This window comes from Pseudomonas sp. SB113 (genome assembly GCF_040754745.1).
In the GTDB taxonomy this organism is placed as follows: domain Bacteria; phylum Pseudomonadota; class Gammaproteobacteria; order Pseudomonadales; family Pseudomonadaceae; genus Aquipseudomonas; species Aquipseudomonas grimontii.
The window spans coordinates 64,007-84,543 of sequence record NZ_JBFMHW010000025.1; the positions used below are offsets into that span (position 1 = coordinate 64,007).

Genomic DNA, 20,537 nt, shown 5'->3' on the forward strand with positions numbered 1-20,537 from the left:
ATGGCCGTGAAAACCAGCTGGTATGAAGCCGACAGCCGCTTCATCCCCGGGCATTACCAACCCGCCACGCTGATCGACCTGGCCTTGTCCCGCGACATCGACAGCCATCGCCTGCTGCGCGGCACCGGGCTGTTTCACGAGGACATCCTGGCCGGCACCGCGCAGCTGAGCCCGCAGCAGTTTTTCGGTTTGATCGGCAACAGTCGCAAGTTATTGGACGCCGACGACAGCAGCTTCCTGTTTGGCCAGCGCCTGCTACCCGGCTATTACGGCGCCGCCAGCCACGCCCTTGGCCATGCGCAGAACCTGCACCAGGCCCTGGAGATCCTGATCCAGCAACAGGTGCTGCTCAGCCCGTTGGCCACCCTGCAACTGGAGCTGGATGAGCACCACGCCTACCTGTACTGGCTGGACAGTTGCGGCGCCGGCGAACATTGGCGCTTTCTGCTGGAAGCCAGCATGACCTCGCTGGTTGCCATGAGCCAATGGCTCAGCGGCGAGCGCCTGCCGTGGGCGTGCAGCTTCAGCCATGCCGAACCGCGTTATATCGAGCAGTACTGGGTGCACCTGGGCGAAGACACGCGCTTCGAGCGCCCGCTGGACATGATGACTATCCCGCGCGAATACCTTACCCGTGCCTGGCCTGGTGCCTCGGCCACGGCCGGCCAGGTTGCGCGTCGGCAAGCCCGCGAGCAGATCGAACAGTTGGGCTTTGCCGGCAGTTTTCTCGACTGTCTCTACGAGTACCTGCGCGACCAGGTGCGCCAGCCGCCCAGCTTGGAACAGGCGGCCCAGGCCTTCGCCATGAGCCCGGCGACCCTCAAGCGCAAGTTGCACAAGCACGGCACCGGTTTTCAGCAGCAGGTGGACCGGGTGCGCAAGCAGGTGGCGTTGCACCTTTACCAGGTCAAGGGCTACAGCAATGATGAAGTGGCGGCGTACCTGAACTTCAACGATGCAGCGAACTTCCGGCGTTCGTTCAAGCGCTGGACCGGCAGCACCCCAAACCTGATCCGCCAGCTGTTCAACAGCCGCTAGCCAGGCGTTCGCGCAAAAACTCCACCAGCGCCTGCACCGGCCGTGAGCTTTGCCGGTGCTGGGGATACACCGCCGACAGGGTCAGGGCTTCGGGGGCAAAGTCATCGAGGACGGTGACCAGGCGCCCGTCCTTCATGGCGTCGCCGACGATAAAGGTCGGCAAGTAGGTCACGCCCAGCCCGGCGATGGCGGTGTCGCGCAGCAGGTCGCCGTTGTTCACGCGCATGCGGCCGCTGACATGCAGGGCCTGCAACTTGCCCTTGAAGCGCCATTGCACCTGGCGGCCATGGCCGTAGGGCAGGCAGTCGTGCTCGGCGAGGTCCTCGGGTTTTTGCGGGGTGCCACGCAGGGCCAGGTAGTCGGGACTGGCGCAATACACACGGGGGATGCTGGCGATACGGCGGGCGATCAGGGTGGAATCTTCCAGGGTGCCGATCCGCAGCACCAGGTCGTAGCCTTCGCCAATCAGGTCCACGGGACGGTCGCTGAGATCAACCTCCACCGAGACCAGCGGATGGCGCTGCAAAAACAGCGGCAGCAGGCAACCGAGGTGGGCCATGGCAAACGACAACGGCGCGCTGAGGCGCAGGGTGCCGCGTGGTTCGCTGTTCTGGCCGGCGATGCCCTGCTCCACTTGCTCGACTTCACCGAGCAGGCGCAAGGCGGATTCGTAGTAACTCTGGCCCAGGGGCGTGACATCCAGGCGGCGTGTGGAACGGTTGAGCAGGCGCACGCCGAGGCGATCTTCCAGCTGGATCAGGCGGCGGCTGACGAATTGCTTGGACAGGCCCAGCTGTTCGGCGGCGGCGGTGAAGCTGCCGGATTCCATGACCTGGCAGAACAGGCGCATGTCTTCGAAGGGGTTCATTGTCGCTTCTCGGTGGACGATGGGCTGATTTATAACTGGATGGTCGCAACACCACAAATCAAATGTGGGAGGGGGCTTGCCCCCGATAGCAGTGGATCAGTCAAAAATACTCAGACTGACACACCGCAATCGGGGGCAAGCCCCCTCCCACAAGGGATTACCTACAGGCTTGAGAACAGCTTACTTGGCCGTGAACGCCGAGTAGCTGTTCATCAGGTTGCGGTAGTTGGGGATGCGCGGCGACAGCAGGTTGGCCAGGCCTTCCATGTCGTTGCGCCAGTCCACTTGCAGCTCGCAGGCCACGGCGAACCAGTTCACCAGTTGCGCACCGGCGGCGGTCATACGCGCCCAGGCGGCTTGTTGCACGGTTTCGTTGAAGGTGCCGGAGGCGTCGGTGACCACGAACACCTCGAAGCCTTCGTCGAGGGCGCAAAGGGTCGGGAACGCTACGCACACATCCGTCACCACACCGGCAATGATGATCTGCTTGCGGCCGGTAGCCTTGACGGCCTTGACGAAATCTTCGTTGTCCCAGGCGTTGATCTGGCCAGGGCGGGCGATGTACGGCGCGTCCGGGAAGAGTGCCTTGAGCTCTGGCACCAGTGGGCCGTTAGGACCGCCTTCAAAACTGGTGGTCAGGATGGTCGGCAGGTTGAAGAACTTCGCCACGTCGGCCAGGGCCAGTACGTTGTTCTTGAATTCGTTGGGGGAGAAATCCTGCACCAGGGAGATCAGGCCGGTCTGGTGATCCACCAACAGCACCACCGCGTCATCTTTGTTCAAGCGCTTGTAAGTCATGGGGGTAACTCCTTTGTGGGTTTAGGTATCAGAACGCAAAGCACGAGCAGCCAAACGCACCCCAGAAGCCCTGGAAGTCGCTGACCGGCACGCTGGAAAGGCGCGCCTTTTCGTGGCTGTGGGAATGCACGCCGCATGGGCCGCTGCATTGGTGTACTTGAGCTTGCAAAGGCGAACTCGGGCGCCAGTGCCCCGGCACCTTGACCACCGGCGACCAGTCCGGCAGCACCGGCACGCGCGGCGGTGCGTAGTCTTCGAAGTCGCCGGCGCCGTAGACCACCTTGCCGCCCACGACAGTGAGCACCGATTCGATCCACTTGATGGCTTCTTCATCGACGCTGAAAAAGTCCGCCGACAGCGCCGCCACGTCCGCCAATTGGCCGACCTTGATCTGGCCTTTCTTGCCCTGCTCGGACGAGAACCAGGCGCTGCCATGGGTGAACAGCTCCAGCGCGGTGAGGCGCGGCAGGCCTTCGGCGTGCAGTTCCAGGCCACCGACGGTGCGGCCACTGACCATCCAGTACAGCGAGGTCCACGGGTTGTAGCTCGAGACCCGCGTGGCATCGGTGCCCGCCCCCACCGGCACGCCTTCAGCCAGCATGCGCTTGATCGGTGGCGTGGCTTCGGCGGCCTTGGCGCCGTAGCGCTCGACAAAGTATTCGCCCTGGAACGCCATGCGGTCCTGGATCGCAATACCACCACCGAGGGCGCGCACCCGCTCGATATTCTTCGGGGTGATGGTTTCGGCATGGTCGAAGAACCACGGCAAGCCATTGAACGGGATGTCGCGGTTGACCTTCTCGAACACGTCGAGCATGCGCGAGATCGATTCGTCATAGGTGGCATGCAGGCGGAACGGCCAGCGCTGTTCCACCAGGTGGCGCACCACCGGTTCCAACTCCTGTTCCATGGTCAGCGGCAGGTCCGGGCGAGGTTCGAGGAAGTCTTCAAAGTCGGCCGCGGAGAACACCAGCATCTCGCCGGCGCCGTTGTGACGCAGGTAGTCATCGCCCTGGTGCAGGGTGACGCTGCCGGTCCAGTTCTTGAAGTCGCTGAGCTCTTCCTTGGGCTTCTGGGTGAACAGGTTGTAGGCGATGCGCACCGTCAGCTGTTGATCCTTGGCCAGTTGCTCGATCACTGCGTAGTCATCGGGGTAGTTCTGGAAACCGCCGCCGGCATCGATGGCGCTGGTCAGGCCGAGGCGATTGAGTTCACGCATGAACTGGCGGGTGGAGTTGACCTGGTATTCCAGTGGCAGTTTCGGGCCTTTGGCCAAGGTCGAGTAGAGGATCATCGCGTTGGGTCGCGCCACCAGCATGCCGGTGGGGTTGCCGTTGCTGTCGCGCACGATCTCGCCACCCGGTGGGTTCGGCGTGTCCTTGGTGTAGCCGGCCACGCGCAGGGCGGCGCGGTTGAGCAAGGCGCGGTCATACAGGTGCAGCACGAACACCGGGGTATCCGGCGCGGCCTGGTTGAGTTCTTCCAGGGTCGGCATGCGTTTTTCGGCGAACTGGAATTCGTTCCAGCCGCCCACCACCCGCACCCATTGCGGCGTAGGAGTACGGTCGGCCTGCTCCTTGAGCATGCGCAGGGCATCGGCCAGGGACGGCACGCCTTCCCAGCGCAGCTCGAGGTTGTAGTTCAGGCCGCCACGGATCAGGTGCAGGTGCGAGTCATTGAGGCCGGGGATCACGGTGCGGCCCTTGAGGTCGATGACCTGGGTGCCGCTGCCACGCAGGGCCATGGCCTCGCCATCGGTGCCGACGGCAACAAAGCGTCCCTCGCGGATGGCGACGGCGGTTGCCCGTGGATTTTCACGGTCCACGGTGTGGAACTGGCCATTGAACAGAATCAGATCGGCGTTCATAGGGTTTCCTTTACAGAGGCTTCAAGCCAGGGAGCGAACAGGCGGGTAGCGGCCGGCATCAGCAGGTAGACCACCAGCAGGACGATGGTCACGGTGACCAGGAAGGTGGAGACCACGTAGTTGGACAGGAACGGGTGCAGACGCAGGATCGGCCCCCAGATAAACGGCAACAGCAAGGTCTGCGGCAAAATTACAAACAGGCTGACCACCGCCTGCTTCCAGCGCGGCGGCTTGGCGGCGCTGTCGGCCAGGGGCGTGAACCAGAATTCGTTGACCGCACCGATTTCGGTCTTGTCGCCGTCGGCCAGCATCGGCGTGGCTTCGGCGATCAAGGTTTTGCGCTCGGGGGAATTGAGCCAGGTTTCCAGGTCGTCGGTGGAGCGGTAGCGCAATACGCAGGTGAACAGCGTCAAGCCGTTTTGTTTACTGCGCACTACGTCGACACCGAGGTGGCCGGGACGCTCGCCGGCGATACGCACGGTGCGGCGTAGCCAAGCTTCGTAGTCGGCTTCGCGGCCTGTCTTGATCAGGTGTTTGACGACCAGGGTGACGACTTCGTCGGGCCCTGTCTGTGGTGCTGGGTCCATGGTGTGCCCCTCTGCCTAGACGTTTCAGCGATGAGGGGAGTTTGCCGAGGATGGGGGTAGGAAAATTGGATGTACGTGCTGTTTAAGCGGGATCGCTGGAAGGGGGTCACCAGCCTTCTTTCAGCATGCGCAACTCCAGGTGCTGCAACAGCATGATGGTCTTGCCGTCTGCGATCTCGCCGCTCTGCACCATGGCCAACGCCTGCTCGAAACCCAGCTCCAGCACCTCGATGTCCTCGCCCTCCTCTTCCAGGCCGCCGCCATTGCCGACCTGGTCCCCCGGCTGGTACTCGCCGAGAAAAAAGTGAATCCGCTCAGTGACCGACCCTGGGCTCATGAACGCCGCATAGACCTTCTCCACATGCCCGACGCGATAACCCGTTTCCTCCTCCGCCTCCAGGCGAATGCGCTCCTCGGGGCTGGCGTTGTCCAGCAACCCCGCCGCCGCTTCAATCAGATAGCCGTGGTAGTCATTGACGAAGGTGGGCATGCGGAACTGGCGAATCAGCAACACCGTGCGTTGCTCGCGGTTGTACAGCAGGATGGTCGCGCCATTGCCGCGGTCATACACCTCGCGGGTCTGGGCTTGCCAACTGCCGTCGCGGCGACGCAGGTCGAAGCTGTATTTTTTCAGCAGGTACCAGTTGTCCGAGAGGGTCTCTTCGGCGGTGATGCGAACGGGGCTGTTGTCCATGGCTGGCTCTTTTTCCAAAGGAGTAATCGGGGTTCACAGTTGTTTGATCTGCCCCACCCTAGCAACCTGTGCAGGGGTTGTTCAATGCTGTAACACTTTGCAAGCAATCAACCTGGGCGGCCGTCGAATTTATACCTGCCTGTGTAGGCCATCTGGTAAAACCCCCACTTCACCTTTGCCCTGGAATCTTCATGCCCTCACGTTTTCTATCGCGCCTGAGCCTGCGCTGGTTTCCCCTGCTGTGCATGGCCCTGTTGATCGTCGGCCTGCCAGTAGGCTGCGCGGTGCTGCAACACAAGGAGCGCGAGCTGGTGTTTCGCATCGAGCCCGGCACCGCAAGTTGGTACAGCGGTTTGCCCAAGGCGGTGCAGGAATTCGAACTCAAGCCCGCCAGTTTCAAATCGGGGCAGAACATTCATGGCTGGTGGTACCCGGCAGCCAACAAGGACGCGCCGGCGATCCTCTACTTGCACGGCGTACGCTGGAACCTCACCGGGCAGCTGTTTCGCATCGAGCAATTGCACGCCCTGGGTTACTCGGTGCTGGCCATCGACTATCGCGGTTTCGGCCAGAGCCGTGGCGAACTGCCTTCGGAAACCACGGTGTATGAAGATGCACGCATCGCCTGGGAACGTTTCCAGGTGCTGCAACCGGACCCCGGCAAACGCCTGATCTACGGGCACTCCCTTGGTGGGGCGGTGGCCATCGACCTGGCAGCCGAGCTGGGCCAGCAAACGCCGCTGCCGGTACGTGGGCTGGTGATCGAGTCCACCTTCACCTCCCTGGCCGACGTGGCCGCAGCGGTAGCCAATACCTCGCTGCCGGTGCGCTGGTTGCTGTCGCAGAAGTTCGACTCCATCGACAAGATCGCCGACATCCACATGCCGCTGCTGGTGGTCCACGGCCTGGACGACCGCTACGTGCCGCCGCGTTTCAGCGAGCAACTATTTGAAGCGGCCCGGCAACCCAAACGCCTCTTATTGGTGCCGGGTGCCAGCCACAACAACAGCATGAGCCTGGCCGGTGGCAGCTATCGCCAGGCACTCGACAACCTGATGCAAGCGAAGATGCCAGCCCAGGTGGTCACCCACACTCCAGGTCGCAACAACGAGTCATAAATCTGCTTTTCGGCACTGGGTTCGCGCTTGGCTGTCAAGCGCAAACCCTGCCCATACTGGACATGGCCGGCAGTTGATCAAATATTAACCTTTGGTTAAATCGCCAACCCTGCCGGGCCCTCGCAAAGTTATCCACAGAGATACCCACGGTTTTCGTGGACAACTCTTTTTATTTTTTTACGATTTTTTTGCTCACTAAACGGTTTCGGGGAATGTACCCGGCAGCAAAATCTCGCGATTCACAGCGCGTATATCGTTATAGCCACACAGTGCCATCGTCACGTCCAGCTCACGGGCGATGATGTCGAGTGCCTTGGTCACCCCCGCTTCGCCCATCGCGCCCAAACCATACAAATGCGGGCGACCGATCATGGTGCCTTTGGCGCCGAGTGCCATCGCTTTGAGCACGTCCTGGCCGGAGCGAATGCCGCCGTCCAGCCACACTTCAATCCGCTCGCCCACCGCTTCGACAATCGCCGGCAACTGGCTGATGCTCGACGGTGCACCATCCAACTGGCGGCCACCGTGGTTGCTCACCACCAGTGCATCGGCACCGGAGTTGGCGGCCAGGCGCGCGTCCTCCACATCGAGGATGCCCTTGATGATCAGCTTGCCGCCCCAGCACTTCTTGATCCACTCCACATCGTCCCAGCTCAGGCGCGGGTCGAATTGCTGGGCGGTCCACGATGACAGCGAACTCATGTCCGCCACACCCTTCACATGCCCGACGATATTGCCGAAGCCACGCCGTTGGGTGCCGAGCATGCCCATCACCCAGCGTGGCTTGGTGGCCATGTTGAGGATGTTCGGCAAGGTCAGCCTGGGCGGCGCCGAGAGGCCGTTGATCAAGTCCTTGTGGCGTTGCCCGAGGATCTGCAGGTCCAGCGTCAGCACCAGCGCATCCACGCCGGCCGCCTTGGCACGTTCGATCAGTTGCTCGACAAACGCGCGGTCGCGCATCACATACAGCTGGAACCAGAACGGCTTGCCGACCTGTTCGGCGATGTCCTCCAACGAGCAAATACTCATGGTCGACAAGGTGTAGCGCAGGCCAAACGCGGCGGCGGCACGCGCGGTAAGAATCTCGCCATCGGCATGCTGCATGCCGGCCAGGCCCGTGGGTGCGAGGGCCACCGGCATGGCCACGTCCTGGCCGATCATGGTGGCGCGGATCGAGCGTTCATCGATATTGCGCGCCACGCGCTGGCGGAATTTGATCCGGGCAAAATCGCTTTCATTGGCCCGGTAGGTGCTCTCAGTCCAGGACCCGGAGTCGGCGTAATCGTAGAACATCCGTGGAACACGTTTTTGCGCCAGCTTGCGTAAATCTTCGATGGTTGTAATCAACGACATCTAGGTCACCTCTCCCTGAACTGAGCACAGAGAGTAACCGCGCAACAGGTGGGCAACCAGCCATTGCGTTTATATCGACCGCGGACTAATCTCGCACAAACCCGCAAAAAAGCGCATAAACATGCACAATACTCATCACGCCATCGACCTGCCTTCCCTGCGCAAACAAAAGATCCTGTTATTGCTGGAGCGCGACGGCAAAGTCACCGCTTCGGAATTGGTGGACCACTTCGCCGTGTCCCAGGACACCATCCGCCGCGACCTCGGCGAACTCGCCGCCGCCGGCCTGTTGCAGCGCGTGCACGGTGGCGCGCTGCCACGGCCCAAGGACACCGGCAAGGACTTCTTCACCCGTGTCGGCGAGACCAATGAAGCCAAGCGTCAACTCGCGCAACTCGCCGCCGACCAGGTGGAAGACGGCCAGATCGTACTGTTCGATTCCGGCTCCACCACCTTGCAGATCGCCCAGTCATTGCCGCGCTCGATCCGCCTCACGGTCGTCACGCCGTCACCGATGATCGCCATCGCCCTGGCGGACCATCCCACGGTAAAAGTGATACTCGCCGGCGGCCAACTCAACCCGGCCACCTTGTCTACCAGCGGCCAGGAAAGCGTGCGCCTGATCCAGAGCATCAAGGCCGACCTGCTGTTTACCGGGGTGTGCGCACTGCACCCGCAAGTGGGCATCAGCTCGCTGCATTTTGATGAGGTGGCGGTCAAACAGGCCCTGCTCGACAGCGCCTCCCATGTGGTGGCGGTGACCATGGCCGACAAACTCGGTGCGGTGGAACCGTTTGTGGTGGCGCCGTGCAACCGTATTCACACGTTAATCACCGAGTGGCATGTGCCGAGTGTGGAGGCGTATGAGCGGTTAGGGTTGCAGGTGTTGCGGGTCGATACCGAGTAGGAACAGGGGGTCAAATAGCGGTGTGGCGGATTGGCTTTTGTGGCTGGCAGACTTGTTGTGGCCAGCAAGTTTATTGTGGCGAGCGGGCTTGCCCCGCGTTGGGGCGCGTAGCGGCCCCACATAAGGTCACCGCCACTATCCTGCCTAAACGCGGTGGCAGGTTTCAGGGCCGCTTCGCAGCCCAACGCGGGGCAAGCCCGCTCGCCACAAAAAGCCCACTCACCATAACAAGCCCGCTTGCCACAAAAAGGATGTAGGTGCTCTTGCCGGCGTACTCGGCGTTCAGCTTGGCAATCAGTGCCCCAGCTTGCGCTCGGCCTTGGTAGCCTGCTCGTTGATGGCATCGGTCTGGCGTTCGGTGTCTTTGATCGAGGTGGGCGTCAACACCTTATCGACGGTTTCGGTCTTTGGATTCGGGCGTTCCAGGGTCTGGCCTTTGGAGGCTTTTTCAGTGCCTTTCTGAGCGTCTTCAGAGCTGATCGGCGCGGGGGTTTTGTCGGCAGTCATGGTCTCTCTCCAAGGGGTCGAAGGCCCACGAAAAAGCGCGGGCACTTATGCAGCAGAGGCCGGTGGATTTGGATAGTTCAAGGAAATTGCCCGCGCCAACCGCCGGCGAAATAAGCGCAAATTAATTTAAACCTTTGCCGCCCGGACTCGATCCACTCTCCCATATCGCTTCTTTAATCCACCCCTCAGGAGACACTCGATCATGAGTTCACACCTTAACGGCAAGAAGATTCTGATCATCACCTCCAACACCGGCATCGAGCGCGACGAGCTGCTCAAGCCCCTGGACGCCTTGCGCGGCTACGGCGCCACGGTGACCCACGCTTCGAGCAAAGGCGGTACCACCCAGACCTTTGTCGGCGACACCGAGAAAGACAAAACAGTGGAGTCCGACGTGCAACTGTCGGACGTCGTGAGCAGCGACTTTGACGCCCTGGTCATCCCTGGCGGTACCGTCAATGCCGACACCCTGCGCCAGGATGCGGCGGCGCTGCGCCTGATCAAGGACTTCACCGAAGCCGGTAAAACCATCGCGGCGATCTGTCACGGCCCATGGACGCTGATCGACGCTGGCGTGATCAAGGGCAAGACCCTGACCTCCTACAAAAGCGTGCGCATCGACCTGGAAAACGCTGGCGCGGCTGGATGGGTCGATGCCGAAGTCAAGCAGTGCCAGGCCAATGGCTGGACGTTGATCACGTCGCGCACACCGGATGATTTGCCGGCGTTCAACGAGACGATTGCCAAGGCTGTAGCCGGTTGAACGGTCCCTGCTGAACGTAAACAGGCGCCTCTCGGCGCCTGTTTTTATTTCCCTAAGCCCTTCAGCTTTTACGCTGCTCCGGCATCTCACGCTTGGGCCCGAACATCGCCCAGGCAATCAAGCCAAACAACGGCACAAAGATCAGGATCACCAACCATAACCCCTTACTCTCCCAACCACCGGTGCTGCGCAGGACGATATTGATCGCCCACAACTCCAACAACAGCAGAATCACCGCCAACCCGATCCAGATATATTGAATTTCCATGCATCACCTCCTAGGTCGTATGCGTTAGTTCAAGCATCGGCCGCGAGGGTTCATTTAAATTTTCCTGGGTTGTGGAATGCAACGTGCCCTGCGCCCAACCATGCAACCTGCACGACGGCTACTTGCTCCAATCTTCTTCAACCAGTTGAATTGAAAGACCAATTTAAAATCACTCAAGTTGGTACACCTGATGCACCCCTGCACGGGACGAGGCGTGCATATCGACGCGCCCTGAAATTCCCGTGAGGTGTCACCCATGAATGCCATTGACCTGCTCAAAGCCGACCACGAACGCGTGAAGGCCCTGTTGACTCAACTGAGTGAGTCCACCGAACGTGGGGTGAAAAAACGCACTGAGTTGCTGGCCAAGCTGGAAGCGGAAATCAGTCTGCACACCAAGCTGGAAGAAGAAATTCTCTACCCGGCGTTCAGAAAAGCCGGCGGCAAGGAACAGGACATCATGTACCACGAGGCCAAGGAAGAGCATCGCACCGTCGACTCCCTGGTACTGCCCGACCTGAAGCAAACCGAACCTTCGACCACCGAGTTTTCCGGCCGCGTCAAAGTGGTCAAGGAATTGCTGGAGCACCATATCGAAGAAGAGGAAACCGAGATGTTCCCGCAGGCTAAAAAGCTGCTGGGCAAGGCGCTGCTTGAAGAGTTGGGCGCTGAAATGGAAGCCATGAAAGCGGCGCATAAAAAGTTGCAGTCGAGCAAGCCCATGGCGGCTTGATCGAGGCATGACCGGAGCCGGGAATTCATCCAGGCTCCTGATACATCCACACGATAGGGGATTGCGTCATGAAGACCAGATTGTCCCAACGGATTGTGCTTATCGTCGGCCTGTCAGCCCTGCTCTCCGGCCCCGCCCTCGCCGCCTTTGGCGATAACCCGGAACCTGCCTCCAACGCCTTGAGTGGCGACAGCGCCGCCGGTTCCGCCCTGCCACCGGGGACCTACCCCAGCAGCCCTTCCGACAGCGACAAAAAAACCAAGGACACCGCCAAACCGCCGAGCAAACCCGCCAAGCCGGCTGACGCCCCTAAAGACGGCAAGGAAAAACCCCGCTCAGGCAGCTGACGGTTCATCCGCAACCGGCGGCTCGGGTGCAAACCCCCAGTCGCCATGCTCGTACCAGTCATCCCCGATCATCTCGGCCGGGTGCATGGTGCGGTCGGCGCCATTGCCGCACGCCAGGTCGGTGGCGGCGCAGTAGCGATCGCAGCCCCAACAAATACGTTCGGGATGCTTGGGGTGCAGCGGAAAAGGCTTGGCCATGCGTGGACTCCCTGGCGACGAACACTTACTGCAACCTACCCCCATAAAGCTTGTGCGACCTTGACCGGCATCAAGCCTGGCCAAGATGAAATATCCTCGAAACTTGACAAGAATCATTATTATTTACTGCTGACCTTCCTAGACTCGGGTTCTCTCCCCTCACCCGTCAGGAAGCCTCCATGCGTAGCCCTTCTTTGTTGTCCCTTGCCCTGCTGCTGAGCACCTCCGTGGCGTTTGCCAAGGAGTACCCCATCGGCGAACCGCAACACTGCCCCGGCCTGGAAATCGGCGCGGTGTACCTGCAACCGATCGAGATGGCCCCCGCCGGGATGATGCGCGCCACGGCCGATTCGGATGTGCACCTGGAGGCTGATGTACGCGCCACGGCGGACAACGCCCAAGGGTTTCAGGAAGGCAGTTTCGTGCCCTACCTCAACCTGTCGTTCACCCTGAAGAAACAGGGCAGCGACACCCCCATCAGCGGCGACTTCCACGCCATGGTCGCCAACGACGGGCCGCACTACGGCGATAACGTCAAGCTGCAAGGGCCCGGCAAATACACCCTCACCTTCAGCGTATTACCGCCCACCGGCCACCACTCCCTGGGCCGTCATACCGACAAGGAAACCGGGGTGGCCCCGTGGTTCGAACGCTGCGAGGTGCACTACGAATTCGTCTACGCCGGCATCGGCAAAAAAGGCGGTTATTGATGCGCCGCGCCCTGTTGCTGGGCGGCCTGCTGCTAAGCGGTGCGGCGATGGCGGCGCCGTTGCCCACCTATGAGCTGAGCCTGCGGGACGGCCATTTCGACCCGCCGCAACTGGTGGTCAAGGCCGATGAGCGTTTCAAGATCGTGCTCAAGAACATCGGCCAAGGCCCGGCCGAATTCGAAAGCACACCGCTGCGGGTCGAGAAGGTGTTGTCTGCGGGGGTGACCACCTTTGTGGTGATCCACCCGCTCAAGCCGGGGTTGTACCCGTTCTTCGACGAGTTCAACCCACAGTTGCCCGAAGGCAGCATCCTCGCCGAATAGGAGCCGTTGATGAATCAATCGATGTTTATTGTCTGGCGTGAAAGCGTCGAGGCCCTGCTGGTGATCGGCATTCTGCAAGCCTGGATCAACCGCCAGGCCGGCCATGCGCAACTGGCCCGTTTCCTCTGGGCCGGGGTGCTGCTGGGGTTGTTGTGTTCGGCCGGGCTGGCCGGTTTGATGCTCTGGGCCGGTGACACCATGACCGGCCCCCAGGGCGAGTGGCTGCAAGCGGCGTTGACCCTGTTGGCCAGCGGCTTGATGGTGCAGATGGTGTTCTGGATGCACCGCAACGCGGCCACGCTCAAACACACCCTGGTACGCGAGGCCGACGAGCGCCTGGCGCGCCAGGGCGGCTGGGGCGTGCTGTTACTGGCGTTGCTGGCGGTGAGCCGCGAAGGCAGTGAAACCGTGGTGTTTTTGTATGGCGCCGGGGCGCGCCTGCACGATGAGGCGCTGGGCCTTTTCGCCGTCGGCGGTGTGCTCGGCCTGGCATTGGCGGGGCTCACCGTCGTGTTGTTGCGCGGCAGTCGGCGCTTTATCTCCTGGTCACTGTTCTTCGCCCTCAGCGAGGCGCTGCTGTTGCTGCTGGGCGGTGCCTTGCTGGTCGCGGCCGTGGACCGTATCAGCGGGCAACTGCTGGGCATGGACATGCCCGAGTGGGTTTACGCCGCCTTTGGTGACAGCCGCTGGGACAGCAGCACACTGCTCAGTGACAGCCATGGCCTGGGCGCGCTGCTGGCCGACTTTGCCGGCTACCGTGCGGCCCCCAGCCTTGTCACCCTGCTAGTCCTGCTCGGCTACTGGCTGTGGGTGGGCAACGGCCTGCGTCGCTCCCGGCACGCGGCATGAGTTGGTTGCAGCAACTGGGCGATGGCATGCGCCGCCATGCCCGGCTGATCCGTGCCATGCAATGGGCGGTGGTGCTGGCGTATGCCGTGCTGCTGGTGCTGCCCACCGTGCTGCCGTTGCCGGATAGTCAGGCGCGCATGGTGAACAACCTGACGCTGCTGGCGCAATTTATCTTCTGGGGGATCTGGTGGCCGTTCGTGTTGCTGTCGATGGTGCTGTTCGGGCGCCTGTGGTGCGGCGTGCTGTGCCCGGAGGGTTCGCTGAGCGAGTGGGCCAGCCAGCACGGGCGTGGCCTCGGCATACCGCGCTGGCTGCGTTGGGGCGGCTGGCCGACCCTGGGCTTTTGCCTCACCACGCTCTACGGCCAATTGATCAGCGTGTACGACTATGCCCAGGCAGCGTTGCTGATCCTGGGCGGCTCGACATTGGCGGCGGTGGTGGTCGGCCTGTTGTTCGTGCGCGGCAAGCGCGTGTGGTGCCGTTACCTGTGCCCGGTGAGCGGCGTGTTCGCCCTGCTCGCCCGCCTGGCGCCAGTGCATTTCGCCGTGGATGAACAACGCTGGAAAGCCAACAATGCCCCGCGCCTGCCGCTGCCCAACTGCGCGCCACTCCTGGACATCCGCCGCCTGCAAGGCGCCAGCGACTGCCACGCCTGTGGTCGTTGCAGCGGGCAACGCGGCGCAGTGCAACTGATCGCCCGCTCGTGCAATCAAGAGATTCTGCAGGCGCCCCATCAACCCGGCTCGCCGTGGGATGCGCGCCTGCTGCTGTTTGGCGTGATCGGCCTGGCCATGGGCGCGTTCCAATGGACCTTGAGCCCGTGGTTTATCGCGCTGAAACAGACACTCGCCGAATGGCTGGTAAGCCGCAACTGGATGTGGCTGTTGCAAGACAACGCCCCCTGGTGGCTGCTCACGCATTACCCGCAACTCAACGACAGCTTCAGCTGGCTCGATGGCCTGTGCATCGTGCTGTACCTGAGTGGCAGCTCACTGCTGATCGGCGGTGGCTGCTGGCTGCTGCTGCGGCTGGCCGCAGGCGTGGCGGGAGATCGTGCCCTGTTTCGGCCCCTGGCGCTCACGCTCACGCCCCTGGCTGGTGCAGGGTTATTCCTGGGGCTGTCGGCGACGACGGTGAAGTTGTTGCGTTATGAGGGCTTGGCGTTGGCATGGGTCCAACCGGCGCGCGCACTGATGCTGAGCGCCGCGATTGGCTGGTGCTTGTGGTTGGGGTGGCGACAGCTCCGGGGGCTGGAAACCCGGCGCCGTTGCCTCGGGTGGTTGTGCGTACTGCTGAGTAATGGGCTGGTGGGGTGTGGCTGGTGGATGCAGTTCTGGGGGTGGGCTGGCTGATGCACACCAATGCAAATGTGTGAGGGGGCAAGCCCCCGATGAGGGCGTGTCAGTTGATGCATCTGCCACTGACCCACCGCCATCGGGAGCAAGCCCCCTCCCACAGTTTGACCGTGCCAGGCAGCAGCACCATCGTCTCGGCATGTGTCCCACTGATGCTTGCTGATTGCAATCCTGAAGATGAACTGGCTGATGCACACCGATCCAAATGTGGGAGGGGGCTTGCCCCCGATGAGGGCGTGTCAGTTAATGCATCTGCCGCTGACCCACCGCCATCGGGAGCAAGTCGAATCGTCGCTCCGCCCCTCCCACAGGCGAAGTTACACCTTGAACCGCGCCACCGTCTGATGCAGCGTCCCCGCCATTCCGGCCAGGTCATGCCCCGCCGTCTCGGTGTGTATCGCGCCCTGCAACACCTGCTGCGACAGGTTGCGAATGCCCACCAGGTTGCGATCCACTTCCCGCGCCACCAGCGCCTGTTCTTCGGTAGCGCTGGCAATCATCATATTGCGTTCGTTGATCTGCGAGATCGACCGAGTGATTTCGTCCAGCGCCTCTCCCGAACGTTGCGCCACGCTCAAGGTCGCCTGTACCCGCTCGCTGCTGCTGTGCATGGCGGCCACCGCGTGTTCGGTGTCCTGGCGGATACTGCCGATCATCTGCTCGATCTCCTGGGTCGAGGTCTGGGTGCGATGGGCCAGTGCGCGCACTTCATCGGCGACCACCGCAAACCCGCGTCCGGCATCCCCGGCGCGGGCCGCTTCGATGGCCGCGTTCAACGCCAGCAGGTTGGTCTGGTCGGCAATGCTGCGGATCACTTCGAGCACGCTGCTGATGTCTTGCACGCGGCCGGCCAGTTGCTGGATACGCTCCGATGTTTCCACCACACCGGTGGCCAAGGTGTTGATCGACGCCACGGTTTCCTGCACCTGCGCCTGTCCACGCTGGGCGGTCTGCTCCGACAGGCGCGAGGCTTCGCTGGTGCTCACGGCATTGCGTGCCACTTCGTCTACAGCGGCAGTCATTTCATTCACGGCGGTGGCGGCCTGTTCGATTTCCTGGCCCTGCAACTGCAGGCTGCTGCTGGTCTGGCCGCTGACCGCGCTCAACTCTTCCGACGAACTGGCCACGCCGTCCACCGACGCGGCGATATGCCGGACCATCTGGTTAAGGTTCTGCTGCATCTGGTGCAGGTTGCGCATCACACTGCCGTCGATACTGTTGCCCAGTGGCACCTCGATGGTCAGGTCGCCCTGGGCGATATGACTTAACACCCGCGCTACTTCATCCGGCTCGCCGCCCAGCGGTCGGGTGACGCTGCGCGTGACGATCACCGCCGCCGCCACCACCAGGGTCAGGCACAGCAGGAACAACCCGAGCATGGTGCGTCGGGCCTCGTCATACAGGGTTTGCGCCGCCTGCTGGCGCTCGGCGAACAACCGTCCCTGCATGGCCATCAACGCATCCAGGCTCTTGAACACTTCCAGCTCGGCGGGGATCACCTGTTGCTTGAGCTGGGCCAGGCCCTGCTCGCGCGCGCCCTGTCTGATCAGCGCCTGCACCTGGGTGAAGGCCGCTACGTAGGCTTCACGGTGGGTTTTCAAGGTGGCGTAGGCGGCCTTGCCCTCGGCGGTGTCGAGCAGCGGCTCAAGGGTGGCGAACGCCTGGGTGATGCGTTCGCGCGTGGTGCCGATGGAGGCCTGGGCCTGCTGGTTATCCTGGTCGATCAGCAGGTCGCGGGTGTTGCGCCCGTTATCGCGCACTCCGGTGGCGATCACCATGATCGGCGCGATCCGGGGCCAATCCTGCTGCACGATCTGCTCAGACTGCTGCTTGAGGGTCGCCAGGTCATGCAGGGCGTAAAACACCAAGCCGACCAGCGCCAACGGCGCAATCGCGAAGCCGATGACAATGCGTTGTGCCGTGGTTAATTGCTTCATTGTGATAGTCCCTGATGAAAACCTGCCCGTCATGGACAGCATCTATAAAAAACCGCTGAGGGCACGCATCACCCTCGTAATACAAAAGCAGGAAACAACTCGCGCAAGCGGCCCCATAACTCCGGCAATGCGGCCTGTGCCGGTGAACTCGACAATTGCGCATCGAGCATGCTGGCCGTGCGCACCATTTGCACCGCGAAGCGTTGCACGCCGTTGGCTTGCAAACGCTGGGCCAGCAACAGCAACCGAGGGGGGTCGATCAAATGCCAATGCACCGTGGTGCGGCACTCGTATTCCACGCCGCTGGCCAGCAGAGTGTCGAGGCTGCGCCAGTTGGCGGCACCGCTGTTCTTGACCTGGGTAATCAACCGGCAATCCTCGGCCAGTGCCTTGACGTCAAAGCCGACCCAATCGGCATGACGCAACGCATTGGCAAACCCTGCCGGTTTGATCCCGGCACTGTGCAGGCCAACGCGAAAACCCATCGCCCGCACTTCATCCATGGCTGCCGGTAAGCCTTCCTGCAAGGTCGGCTCGCCACCACTGAACACCACGGCGTCGAGCAAGTCCTTGCGCCGCTGCAAAAACAGCAACACCCGGCGCCAATCCACCTCCGCGCTACCGCGCGGTGGGATCAGGTCCGGGTTGTGGCAGTAACGACAGCGCCAGGCACAGCCCTGGCAAAACAGCACACAGGCGAGCATGCCGGGGTAGTCGAGGGTGGTCAGGGGCACCAGGCCCCCGACCCGTAGCGCTCGACTCATTGGCGCCCGGCCACGGCGGCCGTTTCAGTGAAATGCACACGTTCCTTGTGCTCGGATTGTTTACCGGGATTGAACGCCGACACCGGCCGGTGATAACCCATCACCCGGGTCCAGACTTCGCAGCGCTGACGTTGTGGCTGGGATGTTTGCATGGTGAATCTCCTTGCGGGTTGGAAGATCGGTTCAGTGCGCAGCGGTAAGTGCGAGGATTTCATCGCACTTGGGACAGAACTCATGCTCACCGGCCAGGTAGCCGTGCACCGGGCAGATCGAGAAGGTCGGGGTGATCGTCAGGTACGGCAGGCGGAACCGCCCCAACGCCTTGCGCACCAGTTGCTTGCAGGCCTGCGCCGAGGAAATCTGCTCGGCCATGTACAGGTGCAACACGGTGCCGCCGGTGTATTTGCATTGCAGTTCGTCTTGCAGCTCCAGGGCTTCGAAGGGGTCTTGGGTAAAGCCCACTGGCAGTTGCGACGAGTTGGTGTAGTACGGCGCGACGTCGCTGCCGGCCTGCAGGATGTCCGGGTAACGCTTGCGGTCTTCCTTGGCGAAGCGATAAGTGGTGCCTTCGGCCGGGGTGGCTTCGAGGTTGTAGAGGTGGCCGGTGTCTTCCTGGAAACGCAGCAAGGTGGCGCGAACATGGTCGAGCAGCTTGAGGGCAAACGCGCGGCCCTCTTCAGTGTGCATGCCCTGCTCGTCACCGGTGAAATTGCGCAGCATCTCGTGCATGCCATTGAGGCCGATGGTGGAGAAGTGATTGCGCAAGGTGCCGAGGTAACGCTTGGTGTACGGGTACAAGCCAGCGTCCATATGGTGCTGGATCACCTTGCGCTTGACCTCCAGGCTTTCCATGGCCATGTCCATCAGGCTGTCCAGGCGCTGCAACAAACCCGAGGTGTCGCCCTTGAACAGGTAGCCGAGGCGCGCGCAGTTGATCGTCACCACGCCCAGGCTGCCGGTCTGCTCCGCCGAACCGAACAACCCACCGCCGCGCTTGAGCAGCTCACGCACGTCCAGTTGCAGGCGGCAGCACATCGAGCGCACCTGGTTGGGCTGCATATCGGAATTGAGGAAGTTCTGGAAATACGGCAGGCCGTAGCGCGCGGTCATCTCGAACAGGCGGTCGGCGTTCTCGCTGTCCCAAGGAAAATCGTGGGTGATGTTGTAGGTGGGAATCGGGAAGGTAAACACCCGGCCCTTGGCATCGCCGGCCTGCATCACTTCGATATAGGCGCGGTTGATCAGCTCCATTTCCGCTTGCAGGTCGCCATAGGCAAACGGCATCTCCTCACCACCGATCACCGGTACCTGCTCGCGCAGGTCTTCCGGGCACACCCAGTCGAAGGTCAGGTTGGTAAACGGCGTCTGGGTGCCCCAGCGCGACGGTACGTTGAGGTTGTAGATGAACTCCTGCACCGCCTGGCGCACCTCGGCGTAACTCAGTTGGTCCTTGCGCACATAGGGCGCCAGGTAGGTATCGAACGAACTGAACGCCTGGGCGCCGGCCCATTCGTTTTGCAGGGTGCCGAGGAAATTGACCATCTGCCCCAGGGCGCTGCTCAAGTGCTTGGGCGGCCCGGCTTCCACACGGCCCGGCACACCATTGAGGCCTTCATGCAGCAGTGAACGCAGCGACCAGCCGGCGCAATAACCGGCGAGCATGTCGAGGTCATGGATATGCAAATCCGCCTCGCGGTGCGCGCGGCCGATCTGCTGGCTGTAGACCTCGTCGAGCCAATAGTTGGCGGTGACCTTGCCCGACACGTTCAACACCAGCCCTCCCAGGGAGTAGCCCTGGTTGGCGTTGGCTTGCACGCGCCAGTCTTCGCGGTCGAGGTATTCGTTCATCGAGGTGGCGACTTCCACCAGGGTCTTGCGGTCGCGGCGCAGGCGGCCGTGTTGTTCGCGGTAGACGATATAGGCGCGCATTGAGAGGAAGTAGCCGGCGTCCATCAGCACGCGTTCGACGCTGTCCTGGATTTGTTCGACGTCCAGCTGCTCGATGCCCCTCAGGCGGGCCAGGACGGCGCCCAGTAACAGGTCGACGTCGGCCTCTTGGTACTCGCCGGTTGCGGTGCCGGCAGCGGTCAGGGCGTGGTGGATTTTTTCGGCGTTGAAGGGGACCAGGCTGCCGTCGCGTTTGTGTAGGCGGGTGCTGACCAGCGGGGTGAGCGTGTTTTGCATTTTCCGGGCTCCAGGCACTACATGTAGATGTTTTTAGGCTTACAGACACAATATGCAGTGAGGTTACGGAGAATGGGGTGGGGGTCCCTTGATCGGGGTCAAGGTTTTTTGATTGGGTACATATCCGTTATTTAGGGCTCTTGCCCCAACACTCGGCACCTCGCCTAGGATCAAGATCAAAAGCCAGAGCAAAAGCAGACCGAGGTCCATCTGATATATGAAGATCCAAATGTGGGAGGGGGCTTGCCCCCGATGAGCATAGGTATCTACACATCTTGAGCCGAGCCCCTGCGTAGCAGCTGTCGAGCCTTGGCGAGGCTGCGTTTGCGGCGCGTCTGACACAACGCCAACGCAGCCTCGCCAAGGCTC

The 20,537-nt window shown here is 61.9% G+C and carries 23 protein-coding genes; 10 read left to right on the forward strand and 13 right to left on the reverse strand.

Annotated elements, in window-relative coordinates; all coding sequences use genetic code 11:
- Complete coding sequence (locus tag AB1462_RS25865; protein WP_259194990.1) at window positions 1-1,038, forward strand: AraC family transcriptional regulator; 1,038 nt, start codon at window positions 1-3, stop codon at window positions 1,036-1,038.
- Here the strand turns inward: AB1462_RS25865 and AB1462_RS25870 are convergent.
- The 5 genes from AB1462_RS25870 to AB1462_RS25890 all read right to left on the reverse strand — a co-directional run bounded on the left by AB1462_RS25870 (window position 1,025) and on the right by AB1462_RS25890 (window position 5,852).
- Window positions 1,025-1,906, reverse strand: coding sequence for a LysR family transcriptional regulator (locus AB1462_RS25870; RefSeq protein ID WP_367248273.1), 882 nt, complete (start codon window positions 1,904-1,906; stop codon window positions 1,025-1,027). The two genes, AB1462_RS25865 and AB1462_RS25870, sit on opposite strands and share 14 nt — an antisense overlap.
- A 180-nt stretch (window positions 1,907-2,086) precedes the next feature.
- Window positions 2,087-2,704: an isochorismate family cysteine hydrolase YcaC gene (ycaC, locus tag AB1462_RS25875; RefSeq protein WP_027607149.1), complete on the reverse strand. Its 618-nt coding sequence runs from the start codon at window positions 2,702-2,704 to the stop codon at window positions 2,087-2,089.
- Between the two features lie 28 nt (window positions 2,705-2,732).
- Complete coding sequence (locus AB1462_RS25880; RefSeq protein ID WP_259194989.1) at window positions 2,733-4,571, reverse strand: amidohydrolase; 1,839 nt, start codon at window positions 4,569-4,571, stop codon at window positions 2,733-2,735.
- A complete protein-coding gene (locus AB1462_RS25885) occupies window positions 4,568-5,158 on the reverse strand; it encodes an antibiotic biosynthesis monooxygenase (RefSeq protein WP_259194988.1) in 591 nt (196 codons plus the stop codon). The genes AB1462_RS25880 and AB1462_RS25885 overlap by 4 nt, the downstream gene beginning before the upstream one ends.
- 106 nt (window positions 5,159-5,264) lie before the next feature.
- On the reverse strand, window positions 5,265-5,852 hold the full coding sequence (locus tag AB1462_RS25890; protein WP_367248275.1) for an NUDIX domain-containing protein: 588 nt from the start codon (window positions 5,850-5,852) through the stop codon (window positions 5,265-5,267).
- Window positions 5,853-6,043: 191 nt separating this feature from the next.
- Between AB1462_RS25890 and AB1462_RS25895 the strand changes: the two genes are divergently transcribed.
- Window positions 6,044-6,970 (forward strand): alpha/beta hydrolase, encoded by a 927-nt coding sequence (locus AB1462_RS25895; protein WP_090403178.1) that lies wholly within the window; start codon window positions 6,044-6,046, stop codon window positions 6,968-6,970.
- Between the two features lie 195 nt (window positions 6,971-7,165).
- Here the strand turns inward: AB1462_RS25895 and AB1462_RS25900 are convergent, their stop codons facing one another.
- The gene (locus tag AB1462_RS25900; RefSeq protein ID WP_090403176.1) at window positions 7,166-8,323 is read right to left on the reverse strand and encodes an alpha-hydroxy acid oxidase; all 1,158 of its coding nucleotides are present in this window, start codon (window positions 8,321-8,323) and stop codon (window positions 7,166-7,168) included.
- Window positions 8,324-8,444: 121 nt separating this feature from the next.
- Between AB1462_RS25900 and AB1462_RS25905 the strand changes: the two genes are divergently transcribed.
- Entirely contained in the window at window positions 8,445-9,230 is a 786-nt protein-coding gene (locus AB1462_RS25905) for a DeoR/GlpR family DNA-binding transcription regulator (protein WP_367248278.1), read from the forward strand.
- Between the two features lie 294 nt (window positions 9,231-9,524).
- On the opposite strand, the gene AB1462_RS25910 is transcribed toward AB1462_RS25905, so the two are convergent.
- Window positions 9,525-9,737 carry a hypothetical protein gene (locus tag AB1462_RS25910; protein WP_090403172.1) on the reverse strand — a complete coding sequence of 71 codons (213 nt, stop codon included), beginning with the start codon at window positions 9,735-9,737 and terminating at the stop codon, window positions 9,525-9,527.
- A 202-nt stretch (window positions 9,738-9,939) separates the two neighbouring features.
- Here AB1462_RS25910 and AB1462_RS25915 point away from each other — a divergent pair, with 202 nt between their 5' ends.
- The gene (locus tag AB1462_RS25915; RefSeq protein WP_367248280.1) at window positions 9,940-10,500 is read left to right on the forward strand and encodes a type 1 glutamine amidotransferase domain-containing protein; all 561 of its coding nucleotides are present in this window, start codon (window positions 9,940-9,942) and stop codon (window positions 10,498-10,500) included.
- Between the two features lie 61 nt (window positions 10,501-10,561).
- Here the strand turns inward: AB1462_RS25915 and AB1462_RS25920 are convergent, their stop codons facing one another.
- Window positions 10,562-10,768, reverse strand: coding sequence for a PLDc N-terminal domain-containing protein (locus tag AB1462_RS25920; RefSeq protein ID WP_028616597.1), 207 nt, complete (start codon window positions 10,766-10,768; stop codon window positions 10,562-10,564).
- Window positions 10,769-11,024: 256 nt separating this feature from the next.
- Between AB1462_RS25920 and AB1462_RS25925 the strand changes: the two genes are divergently transcribed.
- Window positions 11,025-11,501, forward strand: a complete 477-nt coding sequence (locus tag AB1462_RS25925; RefSeq protein ID WP_053130277.1) for a hemerythrin domain-containing protein — start codon at window positions 11,025-11,027, stop codon at window positions 11,499-11,501.
- Window positions 11,502-11,569: 68 nt separating this feature from the next.
- A complete protein-coding gene (locus AB1462_RS25930) occupies window positions 11,570-11,848 on the forward strand; it encodes a hypothetical protein (RefSeq protein WP_367248282.1) in 279 nt (92 codons plus the stop codon).
- Here AB1462_RS25930 and AB1462_RS25935 read toward each other — a convergent pair.
- Window positions 11,837-12,046 (reverse strand): DUF3079 domain-containing protein, encoded by a 210-nt coding sequence (locus AB1462_RS25935; protein WP_090403165.1) that lies wholly within the window; start codon window positions 12,044-12,046, stop codon window positions 11,837-11,839. The genes AB1462_RS25930 and AB1462_RS25935 overlap by 12 nt on opposite strands.
- Before the next feature lie 179 nt (window positions 12,047-12,225).
- Here AB1462_RS25935 and AB1462_RS25940 point away from each other — a divergent pair, with 179 nt between their 5' ends.
- The 4 genes from AB1462_RS25940 to AB1462_RS25955 are packed head-to-tail and all read left to right on the forward strand — an operon-like array spanning window position 12,226 to window position 15,280.
- Entirely contained in the window at window positions 12,226-12,756 is a 531-nt protein-coding gene (locus AB1462_RS25940; RefSeq protein ID WP_367248283.1) for an iron transporter, read from the forward strand.
- Entirely contained in the window at window positions 12,756-13,079 is a 324-nt protein-coding gene (locus tag AB1462_RS25945; RefSeq protein WP_090403161.1) for a cupredoxin domain-containing protein, read from the forward strand. Before AB1462_RS25940 ends, AB1462_RS25945 begins: the two co-directional genes overlap by 1 nt.
- 9 nt (window positions 13,080-13,088) lie before the next feature.
- Complete coding sequence (locus AB1462_RS25950) at window positions 13,089-13,928, forward strand: FTR1 family protein (RefSeq protein WP_259194984.1); 840 nt, start codon at window positions 13,089-13,091, stop codon at window positions 13,926-13,928.
- Window positions 13,925-15,280 (forward strand): 4Fe-4S binding protein, encoded by a 1,356-nt coding sequence (locus tag AB1462_RS25955; RefSeq protein WP_367248285.1) that lies wholly within the window; start codon window positions 13,925-13,927, stop codon window positions 15,278-15,280. Before AB1462_RS25950 ends, AB1462_RS25955 begins: the two co-directional genes overlap by 4 nt.
- Before the next feature lie 320 nt (window positions 15,281-15,600).
- Here AB1462_RS25955 and AB1462_RS25960 read toward each other — a convergent pair whose 3' ends face one another.
- The 4 genes from AB1462_RS25960 to AB1462_RS25975 all read right to left on the reverse strand — a co-directional run bounded on the left by AB1462_RS25960 (window position 15,601) and on the right by AB1462_RS25975 (window position 20,168).
- A complete protein-coding gene (locus tag AB1462_RS25960) occupies window positions 15,601-17,220 on the reverse strand; it encodes a methyl-accepting chemotaxis protein (RefSeq protein ID WP_259194982.1) in 1,620 nt (539 codons plus the stop codon).
- Window positions 17,221-17,288: 68 nt separating this feature from the next.
- Window positions 17,289-17,984, reverse strand: a complete 696-nt coding sequence (locus tag AB1462_RS25965) for an anaerobic ribonucleoside-triphosphate reductase activating protein (protein ID WP_090403154.1) — start codon at window positions 17,982-17,984, stop codon at window positions 17,289-17,291.
- Entirely contained in the window at window positions 17,981-18,136 is a 156-nt protein-coding gene (nrdD, locus tag AB1462_RS25970) for an anaerobic ribonucleoside-triphosphate reductase (RefSeq protein WP_027607168.1), read from the reverse strand. Before nrdD ends, AB1462_RS25965 begins: the two co-directional genes overlap by 4 nt.
- Window positions 18,137-18,167: 31 nt before the next feature.
- Window positions 18,168-20,168: a ribonucleoside triphosphate reductase gene (locus tag AB1462_RS25975; RefSeq protein WP_367248288.1), complete on the reverse strand. Its 2,001-nt coding sequence runs from the start codon at window positions 20,166-20,168 to the stop codon at window positions 18,168-18,170.
- Between the last annotated feature and the right edge of the window lie 369 nt (window positions 20,169-20,537).